This window comes from Pseudomonas retamae (genome assembly GCF_043496865.1).
GTDB lineage: Bacteria > Pseudomonadota > Gammaproteobacteria > Pseudomonadales > Pseudomonadaceae > Aquipseudomonas > Aquipseudomonas retamae.
Genome location: NZ_JBIEIL010000009.1, coordinates 1 through 16,004, shown reverse-complemented (window position 1 = coordinate 16,004; position 16,004 = coordinate 1). Strand labels below are relative to the sequence as shown.

General features: G+C 60.6%; 13 protein-coding genes. 8 read left to right on the top strand and 5 right to left on the bottom strand.

Translation table 11 applies throughout. The features are described 5' to 3' along the window. Window positions 1-123: 123 nt before the first annotated feature. The 5 genes from rlmF to ACGSLL_RS18065 all read right to left on the bottom strand — a co-directional run bounded on the left by rlmF (window position 124) and on the right by ACGSLL_RS18065 (window position 6,800). Window positions 124-1,143, bottom strand: a complete 1,020-nt coding sequence (gene rlmF, locus ACGSLL_RS18085; RefSeq protein WP_394507395.1) for a 23S rRNA (adenine(1618)-N(6))-methyltransferase RlmF — start codon at window positions 1,141-1,143, stop codon at window positions 124-126. A 232-nt stretch (window positions 1,144-1,375) separates the two neighbouring features. Next, window positions 1,376-4,222 carry a valine--tRNA ligase gene (locus ACGSLL_RS18080; protein WP_394507394.1) on the bottom strand — a complete coding sequence of 949 codons (2,847 nt, stop codon included), beginning with the start codon at window positions 4,220-4,222 and terminating at the stop codon, window positions 1,376-1,378. A gap of 197 nt (window positions 4,223-4,419) precedes the next feature. Next, the gene (locus tag ACGSLL_RS18075; protein WP_394507393.1) at window positions 4,420-4,815 is read right to left on the bottom strand and encodes a DNA polymerase III subunit chi; all 396 of its coding nucleotides are present in this window, start codon (window positions 4,813-4,815) and stop codon (window positions 4,420-4,422) included. An 8-nt stretch (window positions 4,816-4,823) separates the two neighbouring features. Further along, complete coding sequence (locus ACGSLL_RS18070) at window positions 4,824-5,252, bottom strand: DNA polymerase III subunit chi (RefSeq protein ID WP_394507392.1); 429 nt, start codon at window positions 5,250-5,252, stop codon at window positions 4,824-4,826. Window positions 5,253-5,309: 57 nt separating this feature from the next. Continuing rightward, window positions 5,310-6,800, bottom strand: a complete 1,491-nt coding sequence (locus ACGSLL_RS18065; protein WP_394507391.1) for a leucyl aminopeptidase — start codon at window positions 6,798-6,800, stop codon at window positions 5,310-5,312. 576 nt (window positions 6,801-7,376) lie between these two features. Between ACGSLL_RS18065 and lptF the strand changes: the two genes are divergently transcribed. From lptF to pdxJ, 8 genes are all read left to right on the top strand, one after another. Then, the gene (gene lptF, locus ACGSLL_RS18060; RefSeq protein ID WP_332762795.1) at window positions 7,377-8,498 is read left to right on the top strand and encodes an LPS export ABC transporter permease LptF; all 1,122 of its coding nucleotides are present in this window, start codon (window positions 7,377-7,379) and stop codon (window positions 8,496-8,498) included. Continuing rightward, the gene (gene lptG, locus ACGSLL_RS18055; RefSeq protein ID WP_394507390.1) at window positions 8,491-9,552 is read left to right on the top strand and encodes an LPS export ABC transporter permease LptG; all 1,062 of its coding nucleotides are present in this window, start codon (window positions 8,491-8,493) and stop codon (window positions 9,550-9,552) included. Before lptF ends, lptG begins: the two co-directional genes overlap by 8 nt. 173 nt (window positions 9,553-9,725) lie before the next feature. After that, window positions 9,726-11,522, top strand: coding sequence for a translation elongation factor 4 (gene lepA / locus ACGSLL_RS18050; protein ID WP_090281894.1), 1,797 nt, complete (start codon window positions 9,726-9,728; stop codon window positions 11,520-11,522). A 9-nt stretch (window positions 11,523-11,531) separates the two neighbouring features. Beyond that, the gene (lepB, locus tag ACGSLL_RS18045; RefSeq protein WP_394507389.1) at window positions 11,532-12,386 is read left to right on the top strand and encodes a signal peptidase I; all 855 of its coding nucleotides are present in this window, start codon (window positions 11,532-11,534) and stop codon (window positions 12,384-12,386) included. 169 nt (window positions 12,387-12,555) lie between these two features. Continuing rightward, window positions 12,556-13,245, top strand: coding sequence for a ribonuclease III (rnc, locus tag ACGSLL_RS18040; protein WP_024011703.1), 690 nt, complete (start codon window positions 12,556-12,558; stop codon window positions 13,243-13,245). Beyond that, complete coding sequence (era, locus tag ACGSLL_RS18035; protein WP_064586098.1) at window positions 13,238-14,140, top strand: GTPase Era; 903 nt, start codon at window positions 13,238-13,240, stop codon at window positions 14,138-14,140. The genes rnc and era overlap by 8 nt, the downstream gene beginning before the upstream one ends. A 166-nt stretch (window positions 14,141-14,306) precedes the next feature. Further along, window positions 14,307-14,996 (top strand): DNA repair protein RecO, encoded by a 690-nt coding sequence (gene recO / locus ACGSLL_RS18030; protein ID WP_394507388.1) that lies wholly within the window; start codon window positions 14,307-14,309, stop codon window positions 14,994-14,996. 39 nt (window positions 14,997-15,035) lie between these two features. Then, a complete protein-coding gene (gene pdxJ, locus ACGSLL_RS18025) occupies window positions 15,036-15,779 on the top strand; it encodes a pyridoxine 5'-phosphate synthase (RefSeq protein ID WP_394507387.1) in 744 nt (247 codons plus the stop codon). Window positions 15,780-16,004: the final 225 nt, after the last annotated feature.

Here is a 16,004-nt window from a genome sequence, read left to right as displayed (position 1 = left end):
GAGCATCTTTGTGGGAGCGAGCCTGCTCGCGAATGCGGTGGGGCAGTCACCTTAGATGTCGACTGACAGGCCGCATTCGCGAGCAGGCTCGCTCCCACAGGGAACGCAGGGTTTTGCGGTCTGTCAGCGAACCCAGCGCTCACGCCGCCAGATCTGCTGCTCGGACTTGGTCTGGAACGTCCAGGCCACGAAGCGGCTCTGCTTCTGCCCCTGGGACATTTCCACAACCTGGCTTTCCAGCACTCCCGCCTTCTTCAGCGCGGTTTCGATGGCTGGCAGGTTCGACGCCTTCGAGACCAGCGTGCTGAACCACAGCACCTTGTGCTGGAAGTGGGCGCTCTCGGCAATCAGTTGCGTCACAAAGCGCGCTTCACCACCTTCACACCACAGCTCCGCCGACTGGCCGCCGAAGTTCAGCACGGGCAGTTTGCGTTTCGGATCAGCCTTGCCCAATGCGCGCCATTTGCGCTCGCTGCCCTTGGTCGCTTCGTCCATCGAGGCGTGGAATGGCGGGTTGCACATGGTCAGGTCGAAACGCTCGCCAGGTTCCAGCAAGCCGATGAGGATGTGCTTGCGGTTTTCCTGCTGACGCAGCTTGATGACTTTGCTCAGGTCGTTGGACTGCACGATGGCGTGGGCGGCCGCCACGGCGGTCGGGTCGATTTCCGAGCCGAGGAAATGCCAGCGGTATTCACTGTTGCCGATCAGCGGGTACACGCAGTTGGCGCCCATACCGATGTCCAGCACGTTGACGATTGCGCCGCGCGGCACTTTGCCGTCGTTCATGCTTGCCAGCAAATCGGCGAGAAAGTGCACGTAATCGGCGCGGCCCGGCACGGGCGGGCAGAGGTAGTCGGCCGGGATGTCCCAATGCTGGATGCCATAGAACGACTTGAGCAGCGCCCGGTTGAACACGCGCACCGCGTCCGGGCTGGCGAAGTCGATGCTTTCCTTGCCGTACGGGTTGATGATCACAAACTTCGCCAGTTCCGGCGTGGTTTTGATCAGCGCCGAGAAGTCATAACGACCCTGATGGCGATTGCGCGGGTGCAGGCTGGCCTTCTCGCGCGGCTCGACGGCATTGCTCGGGGTCGCGGCATCGGGCTTCTTGCGCGCAGGTTTGGGTGTGCGGGGGGCGGTCATGGGCTTGGTCGATTCGGGTATGGCTGAAAGTGGCGGGTATTGTCCCACATCTAAAGGCCACACCGTTCAAACTGTGGGAGCGAGCCTGCTCGCGAACGCGCTTTCACATCCGGCAGAGTTGTCGACTGACACACCGCTTTCGCGAGCAGGCTCGCTCCTACAGGGGATTTGTGGTGTTTGGGAATAAAAAAAGGGAGGCCATTGCGGCCTCCCTTTTCATTGCGATCTGCCGTTACAGACTGGCAATCCGCGCATGTTGCTCGGCCAGTTTGCCCAGGGCCTGTTCGGCCTCGGCCAGTTTGGCGCGTTCCTTGTCGATGACTTCGGCCGGGGCCTTGTCGACGAAGCCGGCGTTGGCCAGTTTGCCGCCGACACGCTGGACTTCGCCCTGCAGACGCAGGATTTCCTTGTCCAGACGCGCCAGTTCTGCAGCCTTGTCGATCAGACCGGCCATCGGCACCAGCACTTCCATCTCGCCGACCAGTGCGGTGGCGGACAGCGGCGCTTCTTCGCCAGCGGCGAGTACGGTGATCGATTCCAGACGCGCCAGCTTTTTCAGCAGCGCTTCGTTCTCGCTCAGACGGCGCTGATCTTCAGCGCTGACGTTCTTCAGGAAGATCGGCAGCGGCTTGCCCGGGCCGATGTTCATTTCGCCACGGATGTTGCGCGTGCCGAGCATCAGTTCCTTGAGCCATTCGATGTCGTCTTCGGCGGCTGGATCGATGCGCTCTTCATTGGCCACTGGCCAAGGCTGCAGCATGATCGTCTTGCCCTGAATACCGGCCAGCGGCGCGATGCGCTGCCAGATTTCTTCAGTGATGAACGGCATGAACGGATGCGCCAGACGCAGCGCAACTTCCAGCACGCGAACCAGCGTACGGCGAGTACCGCGCTGACGCTCGACCGGCGCGTTCTCGTCCCACAGCACGGGCTTGGACAGTTCCAGATACCAGTCGCAATACTGGTTCCAGATGAACTCGTACAACGCCTGCGCCGCGAGGTCGAAACGGAACTGATCGAGCTGACGGGTCACTTCGGCTTCGGTGCGTTGCAGTTGCGAGATGATCCAGCGATCCGCCAGCGACAATTCGTAGGCTTCGCCGTTCTGGCCGCAGTCTTCGCCCTTGTCGAGCACGTAACGTGCGGCGTTCCAGATCTTGTTGCAGAAGTTGCGATAGCCTTCGACGCGGCCCATGTCGAACTTGATGTCGCGACCGGTGGAGGCCAGCGAGCAGAACGTGAAGCGCAGGGCGTCGGTGCCATAACTGGCGATGCCGTCGGCGAATTCTTCGCGGGTGGCTTTCTCGATCTTCTTCGCCAGCTTCGGCTGCATCAGGCCCGAGGTGCGTTTTTGCACCAGAGTTTCCAGGTCAATGCCGTCGATGATGTCCAGCGGGTCCAGAACGTTGCCCTTGGACTTGGACATCTTCTGGCCCTGGCCGTCGCGCACCAGACCGTGTACGTAAACGGTCTTGAACGGAACCTGCGGCGTGCCGTCTTCGTTCTTCATCAGGTGCATGGTCATCATGATCATCCGGGCAACCCAGAAGAAGATGATGTCGAAACCGGTGACCAGCACGTCGGTGGAGTGGAATTTCTTCAGGAACTCGGTCTGCTCAGGCCAGCCCAGGGTGGAGAAGGTCCACAGCCCGGAACTGAACCAGGTATCGAGAACGTCGTTGTCCTGTTGCAGCGCAACGTCCGGGCCGAGGTTGTGCTTGGCGCGCACTTCGGCTTCGTCGCGACCGACGTAGACCTTGCCCGACTCGTCGTACCAGGCCGGAATCCGGTGGCCCCACCACAGCTGACGGCTGATGCACCAGTCCTGGATGTCGCGCATCCACGAGAAGTACATGTTTTCGTACTGCTTGGGCACGAACTGGATGCGCCCGTCTTCAACGGCAGCGATGGCAGGTTCGGCCAACGGCTTGGTCGATACGTACCACTGGTCGGTCAGCCACGGCTCGATGACGGTGCCGGAGCGATCGCCCTTCGGCGTCTTCAGATTGTGATCGTTGATGCTCACCAGCAGGCCGGCGGCGTCGAACGCGGCGACGATCTGCTTGCGCGCTTCGAAGCGCTCCAGGCCAGCGAACTCAGCGGGAATCTTGCCGTCGATGCTCTCGTTCAGCGTGCCATCAAGGTTGAACACCTGTGCGGCGGGCAGCACGTTGGCGTTCTTGTCGAAGATGTTCAGCAGCGGCAGGTTGTGGCGCTTGCCGACTTCGTAGTCGTTGAAATCGTGGGCCGGGGTGATTTTTACGCAACCGGTGCCGAATTCAGGGTCGCAATAATCGTCGGCAATGATCGGGATGCGGCGGCCAACCAACGGCAGCTCGACGAATTTGCCGATCAGGGCTTTGTAGCGCTCATCGTTCGGGTTGACCGCGACGGCGGAGTCGCCAAGCATGGTTTCCGGACGCGTGGTCGCGACGATCAGGTAGTCATTGCCCTCGGCGGTTTTTACGCCGTCGGCCAATGGATATTTCAGATTCCACAGGAAACCCTTCTCTTCGTGGTTTTCCACTTCGAGGTCGGAAATCGCCGTGTGCAGCTTGGTGTCCCAGTTGACCAAGCGCTTGCCGCGGTAGATCAGGCCGTCTTCGTGCAGGCGTACAAAGGCTTCCTTGACCGCTTCCGAGAGGCCGTCGTCCATGGTGAAGCGCTCGCGGCTCCAGTCGACGGACGAACCGAGGCGGCGGATCTGCCGGCTGATGTTGCCGCCGGACTGCTCCTTCCACTCCCAGACCTTCTCGAGGAATTTCTCGCGACCCAGGTCGTGGCGATTCTGGCCCTGGGCTTCCAGTTGGCGTTCCACCAGCATCTGCGTGGCGATACCGGCGTGGTCTGTGCCCGGCTGCCACAGAGTGTCGCGACCCTGCATGCGGCGGAAACGGATCAGCGCGTCCATGATCGCGTTGTTGAAACCGTGACCCATGTGCAGGCTACCGGTGACGTTCGGCGGCGGGATCATGATGGTGTAGGACTCGCCCGCGCCTTGCGGGGCGAAGTAGTTCTCGGACTCCCAGGTCTTGTACCAGGAAGTTTCAATGGCGTGCGGCTGGTAGGTCTTATCCATGCGCGGCGGGACCCTATTGGCATTTATTCAGGAAAAGCCGGCAAGTATAGCTGGGCAAGGGGCGCAGGGCGAGCGGGGAGGGGCGGGCGAAGACCTAAATGTGGGATCCAGCCTGCTGGCATGCTGGCGCTGCGGTTTTTCAAAATTACCGCAGTGATGCTGTCGCCAGCAGGCCGGCTCCCTTAGGGGATTGGGGCTTATTCGTACTGGCTCAGCAGCCGTTCCATCCGCGCATCGAGACGGCGTTTGATCTCGGTTTCGATGTGCGGGGCGAAGTCGTCGATCACGTCTTGCATGATCAATTGCGCGGCGGCGCGCAGTTCGCTGTCCAGGTGCAGCAGGGCGTCCGGGCCTTTGTCGGCCGGTGCAGCCGGTTGCGCGGCGGCGGTCGGCGCTGGCGCGGCAGGCGGCTCGACGGCGGGCGGCTCGTTGCCGACCGGGTCGAACAGCATCGGAATCTGTTCCTGTTCGCCATCGTCGACCGTGTCGGTCAGCAAGGGCGGTTGCAGGTTGTCATCGCCGAGCAACTGGCGGATCGATTCGAGATCGTCCAGCAGGTGTGCGGACTTCTGTTGCGGTTTCGGAGTGTCCATTGGAGTGCTCAGAGTCGCTGTAAACGGTGGTCTTGCAGAGAATAGCCCTGTTCGCGGTAGAAGCGGAAACTCTCCCGCGCGGCCGCTCGAATCGTCGGGTCTTCGACCACCATTTCCGCCACACGGGCGAATTTGTTGGCGAAGGCCGGGACTTTGAGGTCGAGATTGACCAGCAAATCCTGATGCTGACCGCAATCGTCACCCAGGCCCAGTACGATCAAACCTTCCGGTTCGCTGTCCGCGGGGCCGTGCGGAACGAAACTTTCACCCTTGAACGCCCACAGGCGTGCATCGAGATCGTCACGCTGGGCGGCATCGCTGCAATGCAGGTAGATGCGATGGCCCATGCGCCAGGCTTTCTCGGTGAGTTTGCAGGCGAAGTCCAGGCGAGCCGAAGGATCGGCGCTGGGCAGGATATAGAAATCGACTTTGGTCATTTCGGGTCCAGGGCAGCAAGCGACGTCACCCGAGAGTGACGCCACTTTTCAGCGGGTTCAGGCTTTGGCACGATCCAGCAGGTATTGGGTCAGCAATGGCACCGGACGGCCAGTGGCGCCCTTGTCCTTGCCGCCGCTGGTCCACGCGGTGCCAGCGATGTCGAGGTGCGCCCAATTGAGGTTCTTGGTGAAGCGCGACAGGAAGCACGCGGCGGTGATGGTGCCGGCCTTCGGCCCGCCAATGTTGGCGATGTCGGCGAACGGGCTGTCCAGCTGTTCCTGATATTCATCGAACAGCGGCAGTTGCCAGGCGCGGTCGTCGGCGGCCTGACCAGCGCTGAGCAGTTGGCCGATCAGTTCGTCGTTGTTGCCCAGCAAGCCCGAGGTGTGCGCACCCAAGGCGACGACGCAAGCGCCGGTCAGGGTGGCGATATCGATGACCGCTTGTGGCTTGAAACGCTCGGCGTAGGTCAGCGCATCGCACAGCACCAGACGGCCTTCGGCGTCGGTGTTGAGGATTTCCACAGTCTGGCCGCTCATGGTGGTAACGATGTCGCCCGGGCGCGAAGCGTTGCCGCTCGGCATGTTTTCCGCACAGGCGAGGATGCATACCAGGTTGATCGGCAGTTTCAGCTCAAGCACGGCGCGCAGGGTGCCGAACACGCTGGCAGCGCCGCCCATGTCGTATTTCATTTCGTCCATGCCGGCGCCCGGCTTCAGGCTGATGCCGCCGGTGTCGAAGGTGATGCCTTTACCGACCAGTGCGTAAGGCTTCTCGGACTTCTTGCCGCCGTTGTATTGCATGACGATCAGACGCGGCGGCTGGGCGCTGCCCTGGCCAACGGCGTAGAACGAACCCATGCCGAGGGCTTTGATCTTCTTCTCGTCGAGCACTTCGACTTTCAGATCCTTGAACTCTTTGCCGAGGTTCTTGGCCTGTTCGCCCATGAAGGTCGGGTGGCAGATGTTCGGCGGCAGATTGCCCAGATCGCGGGTGAAGGCCATGCCGTTGGCGATTGCGGTGGCGTGGTTCACGGCACGTTGCACTTCGGCCTGCGCAGCCTTGATGGTCAGCAGGGTGATTTTCTTCAGGGCGCGCGGTTCGGCTTTCTGGCTTTTGAACTGGTCAAAAATGTAGCCGCCGTCGATCAGGGTTTCCGCGAGCAGACGGGTCTTGCCGTAGCTGTCACGGTTTTTAACGATAACTTCATCGAGCGCCAGCACGGCGTCGCTGCCGCCCAGGCCTTTCAAAGTGGTGAGGATGCCGGCAACGATTTTGCGCAACGGACGGTCGCCCAGTTCTTCGTCCTTGCCCACGCCGACCAGCAGCACGCGCTCGGCTTTCAGGTTCGGCAGGCTGTGCAGCAGCAGGCTCTGACCGACCTTGCCGACGATATCGCCACGCTTGAGGACTGCGCTGATCGCGCCGCCGCTCAGTTCGTCGACCTGGGTGGCGGCCACGCCGAGTTTGCGGCCTTCGCCGACGGCAACCACCAGGGTGGCGGTTTTCAACGTTTCTGGGCTAACGCTTTTTACAACCAGTTCCATGTCCGGATCCCTGAATGAATGGTCAACATGCAGGCGTTCGACGTTGTCCGCAGTCGCCTGCTTATAGATAGAAGAGGCGCAGGCCAAAGCCTGCGACAAGGGCCGCAGTTTGAACCTCGCTCCCCGCGCCTGACAACCCTAGGGGGCGTTCTCAATTAGTTTTCACACCGCGTTGTCGCCTTAAAGCCAGCCAGGCAAGGCGCAGGCCGCTGGGAATGGTTGTTCCCTTTCCAAGGCCTGCAACGCAGACTGGCCGGCTTTAAGGCACAACCCGAAGGGCCGGGCCTGCTGTTGTGCAGGGCTGCGTTGCTCGAAGCTTATTTGGAATGACCAAACCACGCTTCTCGCGCCTTGCCCTGCACAACAGCAGACTCGGCGCGGTGTGAAAACTAATTGAGAACGCCCCCTGGGTTGTACGATCAGCAAAGGATTACAGAGATGGATGAGTGTGCGCAGTGACAGGCGCCCCCAATCACAGGATAATGCCGCATCTTTTTTCGACCGCTCTGCGTTGCGGGCCGGTCGATGTGCTTGCTTGTTTGGCCGCCTTAGCCTGACAACCCTGGAGTGTCTGGTTTGATCGTCTTCCGTTATCTGTCCCGCGAAGTCTTGTTGACCCTCAGCGCCGTAAGTGCCGTGCTGCTGGTCATCATCATGAGCGGTCGCTTCATCAAATATCTGGCTCAGGCCGCTGCCGGCCAGCTCGATCCGGGCTCGCTGTTCCTGATCATGGGCTTTCGCCTGCCGGGTTTCCTGCAACTGATTCTGCCGCTGGGCCTGTTCCTGGGGATCCTGCTGGCCTACGGTCGGCTGTACCTGGAAAGCGAAATGACCGTGCTCTCGGCCACCGGCATGAGTCAGCAGAAGCTGTTTCGCATGACCCTGTTCCCGGCGACCCTGGTGGCGCTGGTGGTGGCGTGGCTCAGTCTGGGGCTGGCCCCGCAGGGTGCCAACCAGTTCCAGTTGCTGCTGAACAAGCAGGATGCGTTGACCGAATTCGACACCCTTGAGCCAGGGCGTTTTCAGGCGCTGCGCGACGGTACGCGAGTGACCTACACCGAAACCCTCAGCGACGACCGGGTCAATCTGGGCAGCGTGTTCATTTCGCAGAAAAACCTCGGCGCCGATCAAAAGGATCGCGGCATTTCCGTGCTGGTGGCCGAATCGGGCCGTCAGGAAATCCGCCCTGACGGCAATCGCTATCTGATTCTCGACAACGGCTATCGCTATGACGGCAGTCCGGGTCAGGCCGATTACCGCGCCATTCACTACGAAACCTACGGCGTGCTGCTGCCCAAGCCGGACGTCAGCGAGGAAGTCACCGACCGTGACGCCATGCCGACTTCATCGCTGCTGGGCAGCGATGACATCCGTTCCCGAACCGAACTGCAATGGCGTTTGTCGCTGCCGCTGCTGGTGTTCATCGTGACCCTGATGGCGGTGCCGCTGTCGCGCGTCAACCCGCGTCAGGGGCGTTTCCTCAAGCTGCTGCCGGCGATTCTTCTTTATATGGCTTACCTGACCATCCTGATTGCCGCCCGCGGTGCGCTGGAGAAGGGCAAGATCCCGCCGGCGCTCGGTTTGTGGTGGGTGCACGCGATCTTCCTGCTGATTGGCCTCGGCCTGCTTTACTGGGAGCCGCTGCGCCTGAAAATGGCCAGCCGTCGCTCCGCTGCGCTGGAGGTGGCCCGTGGTTAAACTCGACCGCTACATCGGCAGCAGCGTATTCATGGCGATCATTGCCGTGCTGGCAATCATTCTCGGTCTGGCGACGCTGTTCGCCTTCATCGATGAAATGGGCGACGTCAGCGATACCTACACACTGGTCGACGTGCTGAGCTTCGTGCTCCTGACCGCGCCGCGCCGTCTCTATGAAATGCTGCCAATGGCCGCGCTGATCGGTTGCCTGATCGGTCTCGGCAGTCTGGCCAGCAGCAGTGAGCTGACGGTGATGCGCGCCGCTGGCGTGTCGATCGGCCGCATCGTCTGGGCGGTGATGAAGCCGATGCTGGTGCTGATGCTGGCCGGCGTGCTGATTGGCGAATACGTCGCCCCGGCCACCGAAAGCATGGCACAGGCCAATCGTTCGCTGGCTCAGGGCAGTGGCGATGCGCAAAGCGCCAAGCACGGCATGTGGCACCGTCAGGGTGAGGAATTTATCCACATCAACGCCGTGCAACCGAATGGCCTGCTGTATGGCGTGACCCGCTATCACTTCGACAAAGAGCGCCACCTGCTTAGCTCCAGCTTCGCCAAAAAGGCCGAGTTCGACGGCACCAAGTGGCAGCTCACGGACGTTGCCACCACGCTGTTTCACGAACGCAGTACTGAAGTCGTCAATACGCCGAGCGAGCAGTGGGACGTGGCGTTGAGCCCGCAATTGCTCAGTACCGTGGTCATGGCGCCGGAATCGCTGTCGATCAGCGGTCTGTGGGGCTACATCCACTATCTGGCCGAGCAGGGCCTGAGCAACGGCCGTTACTGGCTGGCATTTTGGGTCAAGGTGTTGCAGCCGCTGGTCACCGCCGCGCTGGTGCTGATGGCTATTTCCTTCATCTTCGGTCCGCTGCGATCGGTGACCCTGGGTCAACGGGTTTTTACCGGCGTGCTGGTGGGCTTTACCTTCCGTATCGTCCAAGATTTGCTCGGTCCGTCGAGCCTGGTGTTCGGTTTCTCGCCGCTGTTTGCGGTGCTGGTACCGGCCGCTGTCTGCGCGCTGGCGGGCGTCTGGTTGCTCAGACGAGCGGGCTGATGAACAAGCTTTCATTCAGCGCTTGAAGCCTGAAAACGCCCCGCTCGCAAGAACGGGGCGTTTTTGCATGCAAACCGGATGACAGGCGAACGTGACGCTTGCGCGGACTATCAGGTACAATTCCCGGCTATTTTTCGGCGGGCCATGCCTGCAGCCTTTTTGAGTGTTGATCCGTGAGTGATTTGAGTCATATCCGCAATTTCTCCATCATCGCCCACATTGACCATGGCAAGTCGACGCTGGCCGATCGCTTCATCCAGATGTGCGGCGGCCTGGCCGAGCGTGAAATGGAGGCGCAGGTCCTCGATTCCATGGACCTTGAGCGTGAACGCGGGATCACCATCAAAGCCCACAGCGTCACCCTTTATTACACCGCCAAAGACGGCATCAAATACCAGCTGAACTTCATTGACACCCCGGGTCACGTCGACTTCACCTACGAAGTCAGCCGCTCCCTGGCCGCGTGTGAAGGTGCGCTGCTGGTGGTCGATGCCGGTCAAGGCGTTGAAGCCCAGTCCGTGGCCAACTGCTACACCGCCATCGAGCAAGGCCTGGAAGTCATGCCGGTGCTGAACAAGATCGACCTGCCGCAGGCCGATCCCGATCGCGTCAAGGACGAGATCGAGAAGATCATCGGCATCGACGCCACCGACGCCGTGACCTGTAGCGCCAAGACCGGCCTGGGTGTCGATGAAGTCCTCGAACGTCTGGTCCACACCATTCCTGCCCCAACCGGCAATATCGAAGATCCGCTGCAAGCGTTGATCATCGACTCGTGGTTCGACAACTACCTGGGCGTTGTCTCCCTGGTACGTGTGCGTCACGGCCGGGTGAAGAAGGGCGACAAGATTCTGGTCAAGTCCACCGGCAAGATCCACCTGGTCGACAGCGTCGGCGTGTTCAACCCGAAACACACCGCCACCACCGACCTGAAAGCCGGCGAAGTGGGCTTCATCATCGCCAGCATCAAGGACATTCACGGTGCCCCGGTCGGTGACACCCTGACCCTGGCCTCGACCCCGGACGTTGAAGTGCTGCCCGGCTTCAAACGCATCCAGCCACAGGTTTACGCCGGTCTGTTCCCGGTCAGCTCCGACGACTTCGAGGATTTCCGCGAAGCGCTGCAGAAGCTGACCCTCAACGACTCGTCGCTGCAGTACACCCCGGAAAGCTCCGACGCCCTGGGCTTCGGCTTCCGTTGCGGCTTCCTCGGCATGCTGCACATGGAAATCATCCAGGAGCGCCTCGAGCGCGAATACGACCTGGACCTGATCACCACCGCGCCGACGGTAATCTTCGAGCTGGTGCTGAAAACCGGTGAAACGATTTACGTCGACAACCCCTCCAAGCTTCCGGATGTGTCGTCGATCGAAGACATGCGCGAGCCGATCGTGCGGGCCAACATCCTGGTCCCGCAGGAACACCTGGGCAACGTCATCACCCTGTGCATCGAGAAACGGGGTGTGCAGGTCGACATGCTGTTCCTCGGCAATCAGGTGCAAGTGACCTACGACCTGCCGATGAACGAAGTGGTCCTGGACTTCTTCGACCGTCTCAAGTCCACCAGTCGCGGCTATGCTTCGCTGGATTACCATTTCGATCGTTACCAATCGGCTAATCTGGTGAAACTGGACGTGCTGATCAACGGCGACAAGGTCGATGCTCTGGCATTGATCGTGCACCGTGACAACTCGCACTACAAAGGTCGCCAGTTGACCGAGAAGATGAAAGAGCTGATCCCGCGGCAGATGTTCGACGTAGCCATTCAGGCCGCCATTGGCGGGCAGATCGTTGCGCGGACAACCGTCAAGGCGCTCAGAAAGAACGTATTGGCCAAATGCTACGGTGGTGACGTCAGCCGTAAGAAGAAACTGCTGGAGAAGCAGAAGGCCGGTAAGAAACGCATGAAGCAGGTCGGCAACGTGGAAATTCCACAAGAAGCCTTCCTTGCCGTGCTCAGGTTGGAATAGTCAGGTCCTATGTCACTAAATTTCCCGCTGTTGCTGGTCATCGCCGTGTTCGTCTGCGGCCTGTTGGCGTTGCTTGATCTGTTGATTCTGGCGCCGCGTCGCCGGGCGGCCATCGCGTCCTATCAGGGCAGCGTCAGCCAGCCAGATGTCGTGGTGGTCGAAAAGCTCAACAAGGAACCGCTGCTGGTTGAATACGGCAAGTCGTTCTTCCCGGTGTTGTTCATCGTGCTGGTGCTGCGTTCGTTCCTGGTGGAGCCGTTCCAGATTCCTTCCGGCTCGATGAAACCGACCCTGGACGTCGGCGACTTCATTCTGGTGAACAAGTTTTCCTATGGGATCCGCCTGCCGGTGATCGACAAGAAGATCATCGAAGTCGGTGACCCGCAGCGCGGCGATGTGATGGTGTTCCGTTACCCGAGCGACCCGAACGTCAACTACATCAAGCGTGTAGTCGGCCTGCCGGGCGACACGGTGCGCTACACCGCTGACAAGCGTCTTTTCGTCAACGGCGAATCGATTGCCGAGCAGATGGTCGGCTCCGAGCCGGGCACGCTGGGCAGCGCTGAACTCTACAAAGAGAAACTGGGCGCCGCCGAGCACCTGATCCGCAAGGAGATGAGCCGCTATCGCGCCACGCCGGACCGCTCGTGGACCGTGCCTGCCGGGCACTACTTCATGATGGGCGACAACCGCGACAACTCCAATGACAGCCGTTACTGGGATGATCCGAACATTCCCAAGAACCTGCTGGGCATGGTTCCCGACCAGAATATCGTCGGCAAGGCCTTTGCGGTCTGGATGAGCTGGCCGGAGCCAAAACTCAGTCACCTGCCGAATTTGTCGCGGGTTGGCCTGATCAAGTAATCACACACGGCGCTGTTGACCACAGCGCCGAATGCATTTCTGGAGCCGGCACAATCGGCTTCACAATCGCCAGGATTTAATTTTTGAACACAGCGTTAATTGTCCCAGGCCTGCGCCGCACCCCGGCGATGGCAGTGGAATCCAGCCACGAACTCAGCGTGGGTAAACCGTGAGCGTTTCTCTAAGCCGTCTCGAGCGCCAGCTCGGTTACACCTTCAAGGATCAGGAGCTGATGCTGCTGGCCCTCACGCACCGCAGTTTTGCCGGGCGCAACAACGAACGCCTGGAATTCCTCGGTGATGCCATCCTCAATTTCGTCGCCGGCGAGGCATTGTTCGATCGCTTTCCGCTGGCCCGCGAAGGCCAGTTGTCGCGTTTACGCGCACGCCTGGTAAAAGGTGAGACGCTGGCCGTACTGGCGCGCGGTTTCGACCTTGGCGATTACCTGCGACTGGGTTCCGGTGAGTTGAAAAGCGGTGGCTTCCGTCGCGAGTCGATCCTGGCCGATGCCCTCGAAGCGTTGATCGGTGCGATCTATCTCGATGCCGGCATGGACGTCGCCCGCGAACGTGTTCTGGCCTGGCTGGCCGGCGAGTTCGAAGGGTTGACGCTGGTCGACACCAACAAGGATCCGAAAACCCGTCTGCAGGAACATCTGCAGTCGCGCGGTTGCGAACTGCCGCGCTACGAAGTGGTGGATATCCAGGGCGAGCCGCACTGCCGAACCTTCTTCGTCGAGTGCGAAGTGGTCTTATTGAATGAAAAAAGCCGAGGTCAGGGTGTGAGCCGTCGTATTGCCGAACAGGTAGCGGCCGCCGCAGCACTGATTGCCCTGGGCGTGGAGAATGGCAATGACTGATACAAACGCAACTCGCTGTGGCTACGTTGCCATCGTCGGCCGTCCCAACGTCGGCAAGTCGACGCTGCTCAATCACATCCTCGGCCAAAAGCTCGCGATCACCTCGCGCAAGCCGCAGACCACGCGGCACAACATGCTCGGGATCAAGACCGAAGGCGATGTGCAGGCGATCTACGTCGACACCCCCGGCATGCACAAGGGTGGCGAAAAGGCCCTCAATCGTTACATGAACAAAACCGCTTCGGCGGCGTTGAAAGACGTCGACGTGGTGATCTTCGTGGTCGACCGCACCAAGTGGACAGAAGAAGACCAGATGGTCCTCGAGCGTGTGCAATACGTCACCGGCCCGCTGATCGTCGCGCTGAACAAGACCGATCGCATCGAAGACAAGGCCGAGCTGATGCCGCACCTGAGCTGGTTGCAGGAGCAGTTGCCGAACGCGCAGATCATCCCGATTTCCGCACAGCACGGACACAACCTCGAAGCGCTGGAAAAGGTCATCGCCGACCACCTGCCGGAAAACGATCACTTCTTCCCGGAAGACCAGATTACCGACCGCAGCAGCCGCTTCCTCGCCGCCGAACTGGTGCGCGAGAAAATCATGCGCCAGATGGGCGCCGAGCTGCCGTACCAGATCACCGTCGAGATCGAAGAATTCAAGCAGCAGGGCAAGACCCTGCACATCCATGCCTTGATTCTCGTCGAGCGTGACGGCCAGAAGAAAATCATCATTGGCGACAAGGGCGAGCGCATCAAGCGCATCGGCACCGAAGCGCGCAAGGACATGGAGCTGCTGTTCGACTCCAAGATCATGCTCAACCTGTGGGTCAAGGTGAAGGGCGGCTGGTCCGACGACGAGCGTGCGCTGCGTTCGCTGGGTTATGGCGATCTGTAAGCGCCGAACCTGAGAACACCGATACCCACTGTGGGAGCGAGCCTGCTTGCGAAGGGGATGTGACATTCAGCATTAATGTTGACTGTCACTCCGCTTTCGCGAGCAGGCTCGCTCCCACAGTAGTTTTGGGTTGTGTATAAAACTGCGTTTGTTCATCGAGAACTCAATGTCGCAAAACCCGCCTCCTGCCCAGCCCGCCTACGTCCTGCATTCGCGCGCCTATCGCGAAACCAGTGCGCTGGTCGATTTCCTCACGCCGCAAGGTCGGCTGCGGGCGGTGTTGCGCAGTGCGCGCGGCAAGGCCGGCACGCTGGCGCGGCCGTTCGTGGCGCTGGACGTCGAGTTTCGTGGCAAGGGCGAGTTGAAGAATGTCGGGCGCATGGAAAGCTCCGGTACGTCGGCGTGGCTCAACGGTGAAGCGTTGTTCAGCGGCCTCTACCTGAACGAGCTGTTGATTCGTCTGCTGCCGGCCGAAGATCCGCACCCTGCGGTTTTCGATCACTACGCCGCGACATTGCTTGCGCTGGCTGAGGGGCGGCCGCTGGAGCCGTTGTTGCGATCTTTCGAATGGCGCCTGCTCGACGATCTTGGCTATGGTTTCTCGCTCAATACCGATGTGAACGGCGAACCCATCGCCGAAGACGGTCTCTATCGTCTGCAAGTGGATGCGGGGCTTGAGCGGGTTTTCCTGTTGCAACCGGGCCTGTTCAACGGCATTGAACTGCTGGCGATGGCCGAAGCCGACTGGTCGGCCGCCGGCGCGCTATCAGCAGCCAAACGCCTGATGCGTCAGGCGCTGGCGGTGCATCTGGGCGGTCGACCGTTGGTAAGCCGCGAGCTGTTTCGCAAGCCCTGATATGCTGTGCGCCGAATTCTTCCCTTCAGGAGCGCACTCGTGACCAGCAGCAATCGCATTCTTCTCGGCGTGAACATCGACCACGTGGCCACCCTGCGTCAGGCCCGTGGCACCCGATATCCGGATCCGGTCAAGGCAGCGCTGGACGCGGAAGAGGCGGGTGCCGATGGCATCACCGTGCACCTGCGTGAAGACCGCCGCCACATTCAGGAGCGCGACGTCCTGCTGCTCAAGGATGTACTGCAGACGCGGATGAACTTCGAAATGGGTGTCACCGAAGAAATGATGGCGTTCGCCGAGCGCATTCGCCCGGCGCACATCTGTCTGGTGCCGGAAACCCGCCAGGAACTGACCACCGAGGGTGGCCTGGATGTAGCGGGGCAGGAAGAGCGCATCAGGGCAGCGGTTGAGCGGCTGTCGAAGATCGGCAGCGAAGTCTCGCTGTTCATCGATGCCGATGAGCGGCAGATTGCAGCCTCCAAACGCGTCGGTGCCCCCGCGATCGAGTTGCACACCGGGCGTTATGCCGATGCCGAAACCCCGACTGAAGTGGCTGAAGAGCTCAAGCGTGTTGCCGATGGCGTGGCGTTCGGTCTGGCGCAAGGCCTGATCGTTAACGCCGGGCATGGCCTGCATTATCACAACGTCGAGGCCGTGGCGGCGATCAAAGGCATCAACGAACTGAACATCGGCCATGCGCTGGTGGCGCATGCGTTGTTCGTCGGGTTCAAGTCCGCTGTTGCCGAGATGAAGGCGCTGATCCTGGCTGCGGCCAAATACTGAGCAGCTAACAAAGCCCCTGTGGGAGCGAGCCTGCTCGCGAAAACGATGTATCAGTCAAAGATAATGTCGACTGACACGACGCTTTCGCGAGCAGGCTCGCTTGTATGGTAGGACTCGAAGGGGTGGGTGGGACCTCAAGCTGGCTTCTGACTGTTAGCCGCAGTACAGACCGTGGGAGACATCGCCCCACCCCTTCCACCAAAGCGCCGATAAAGAATGCTTCGT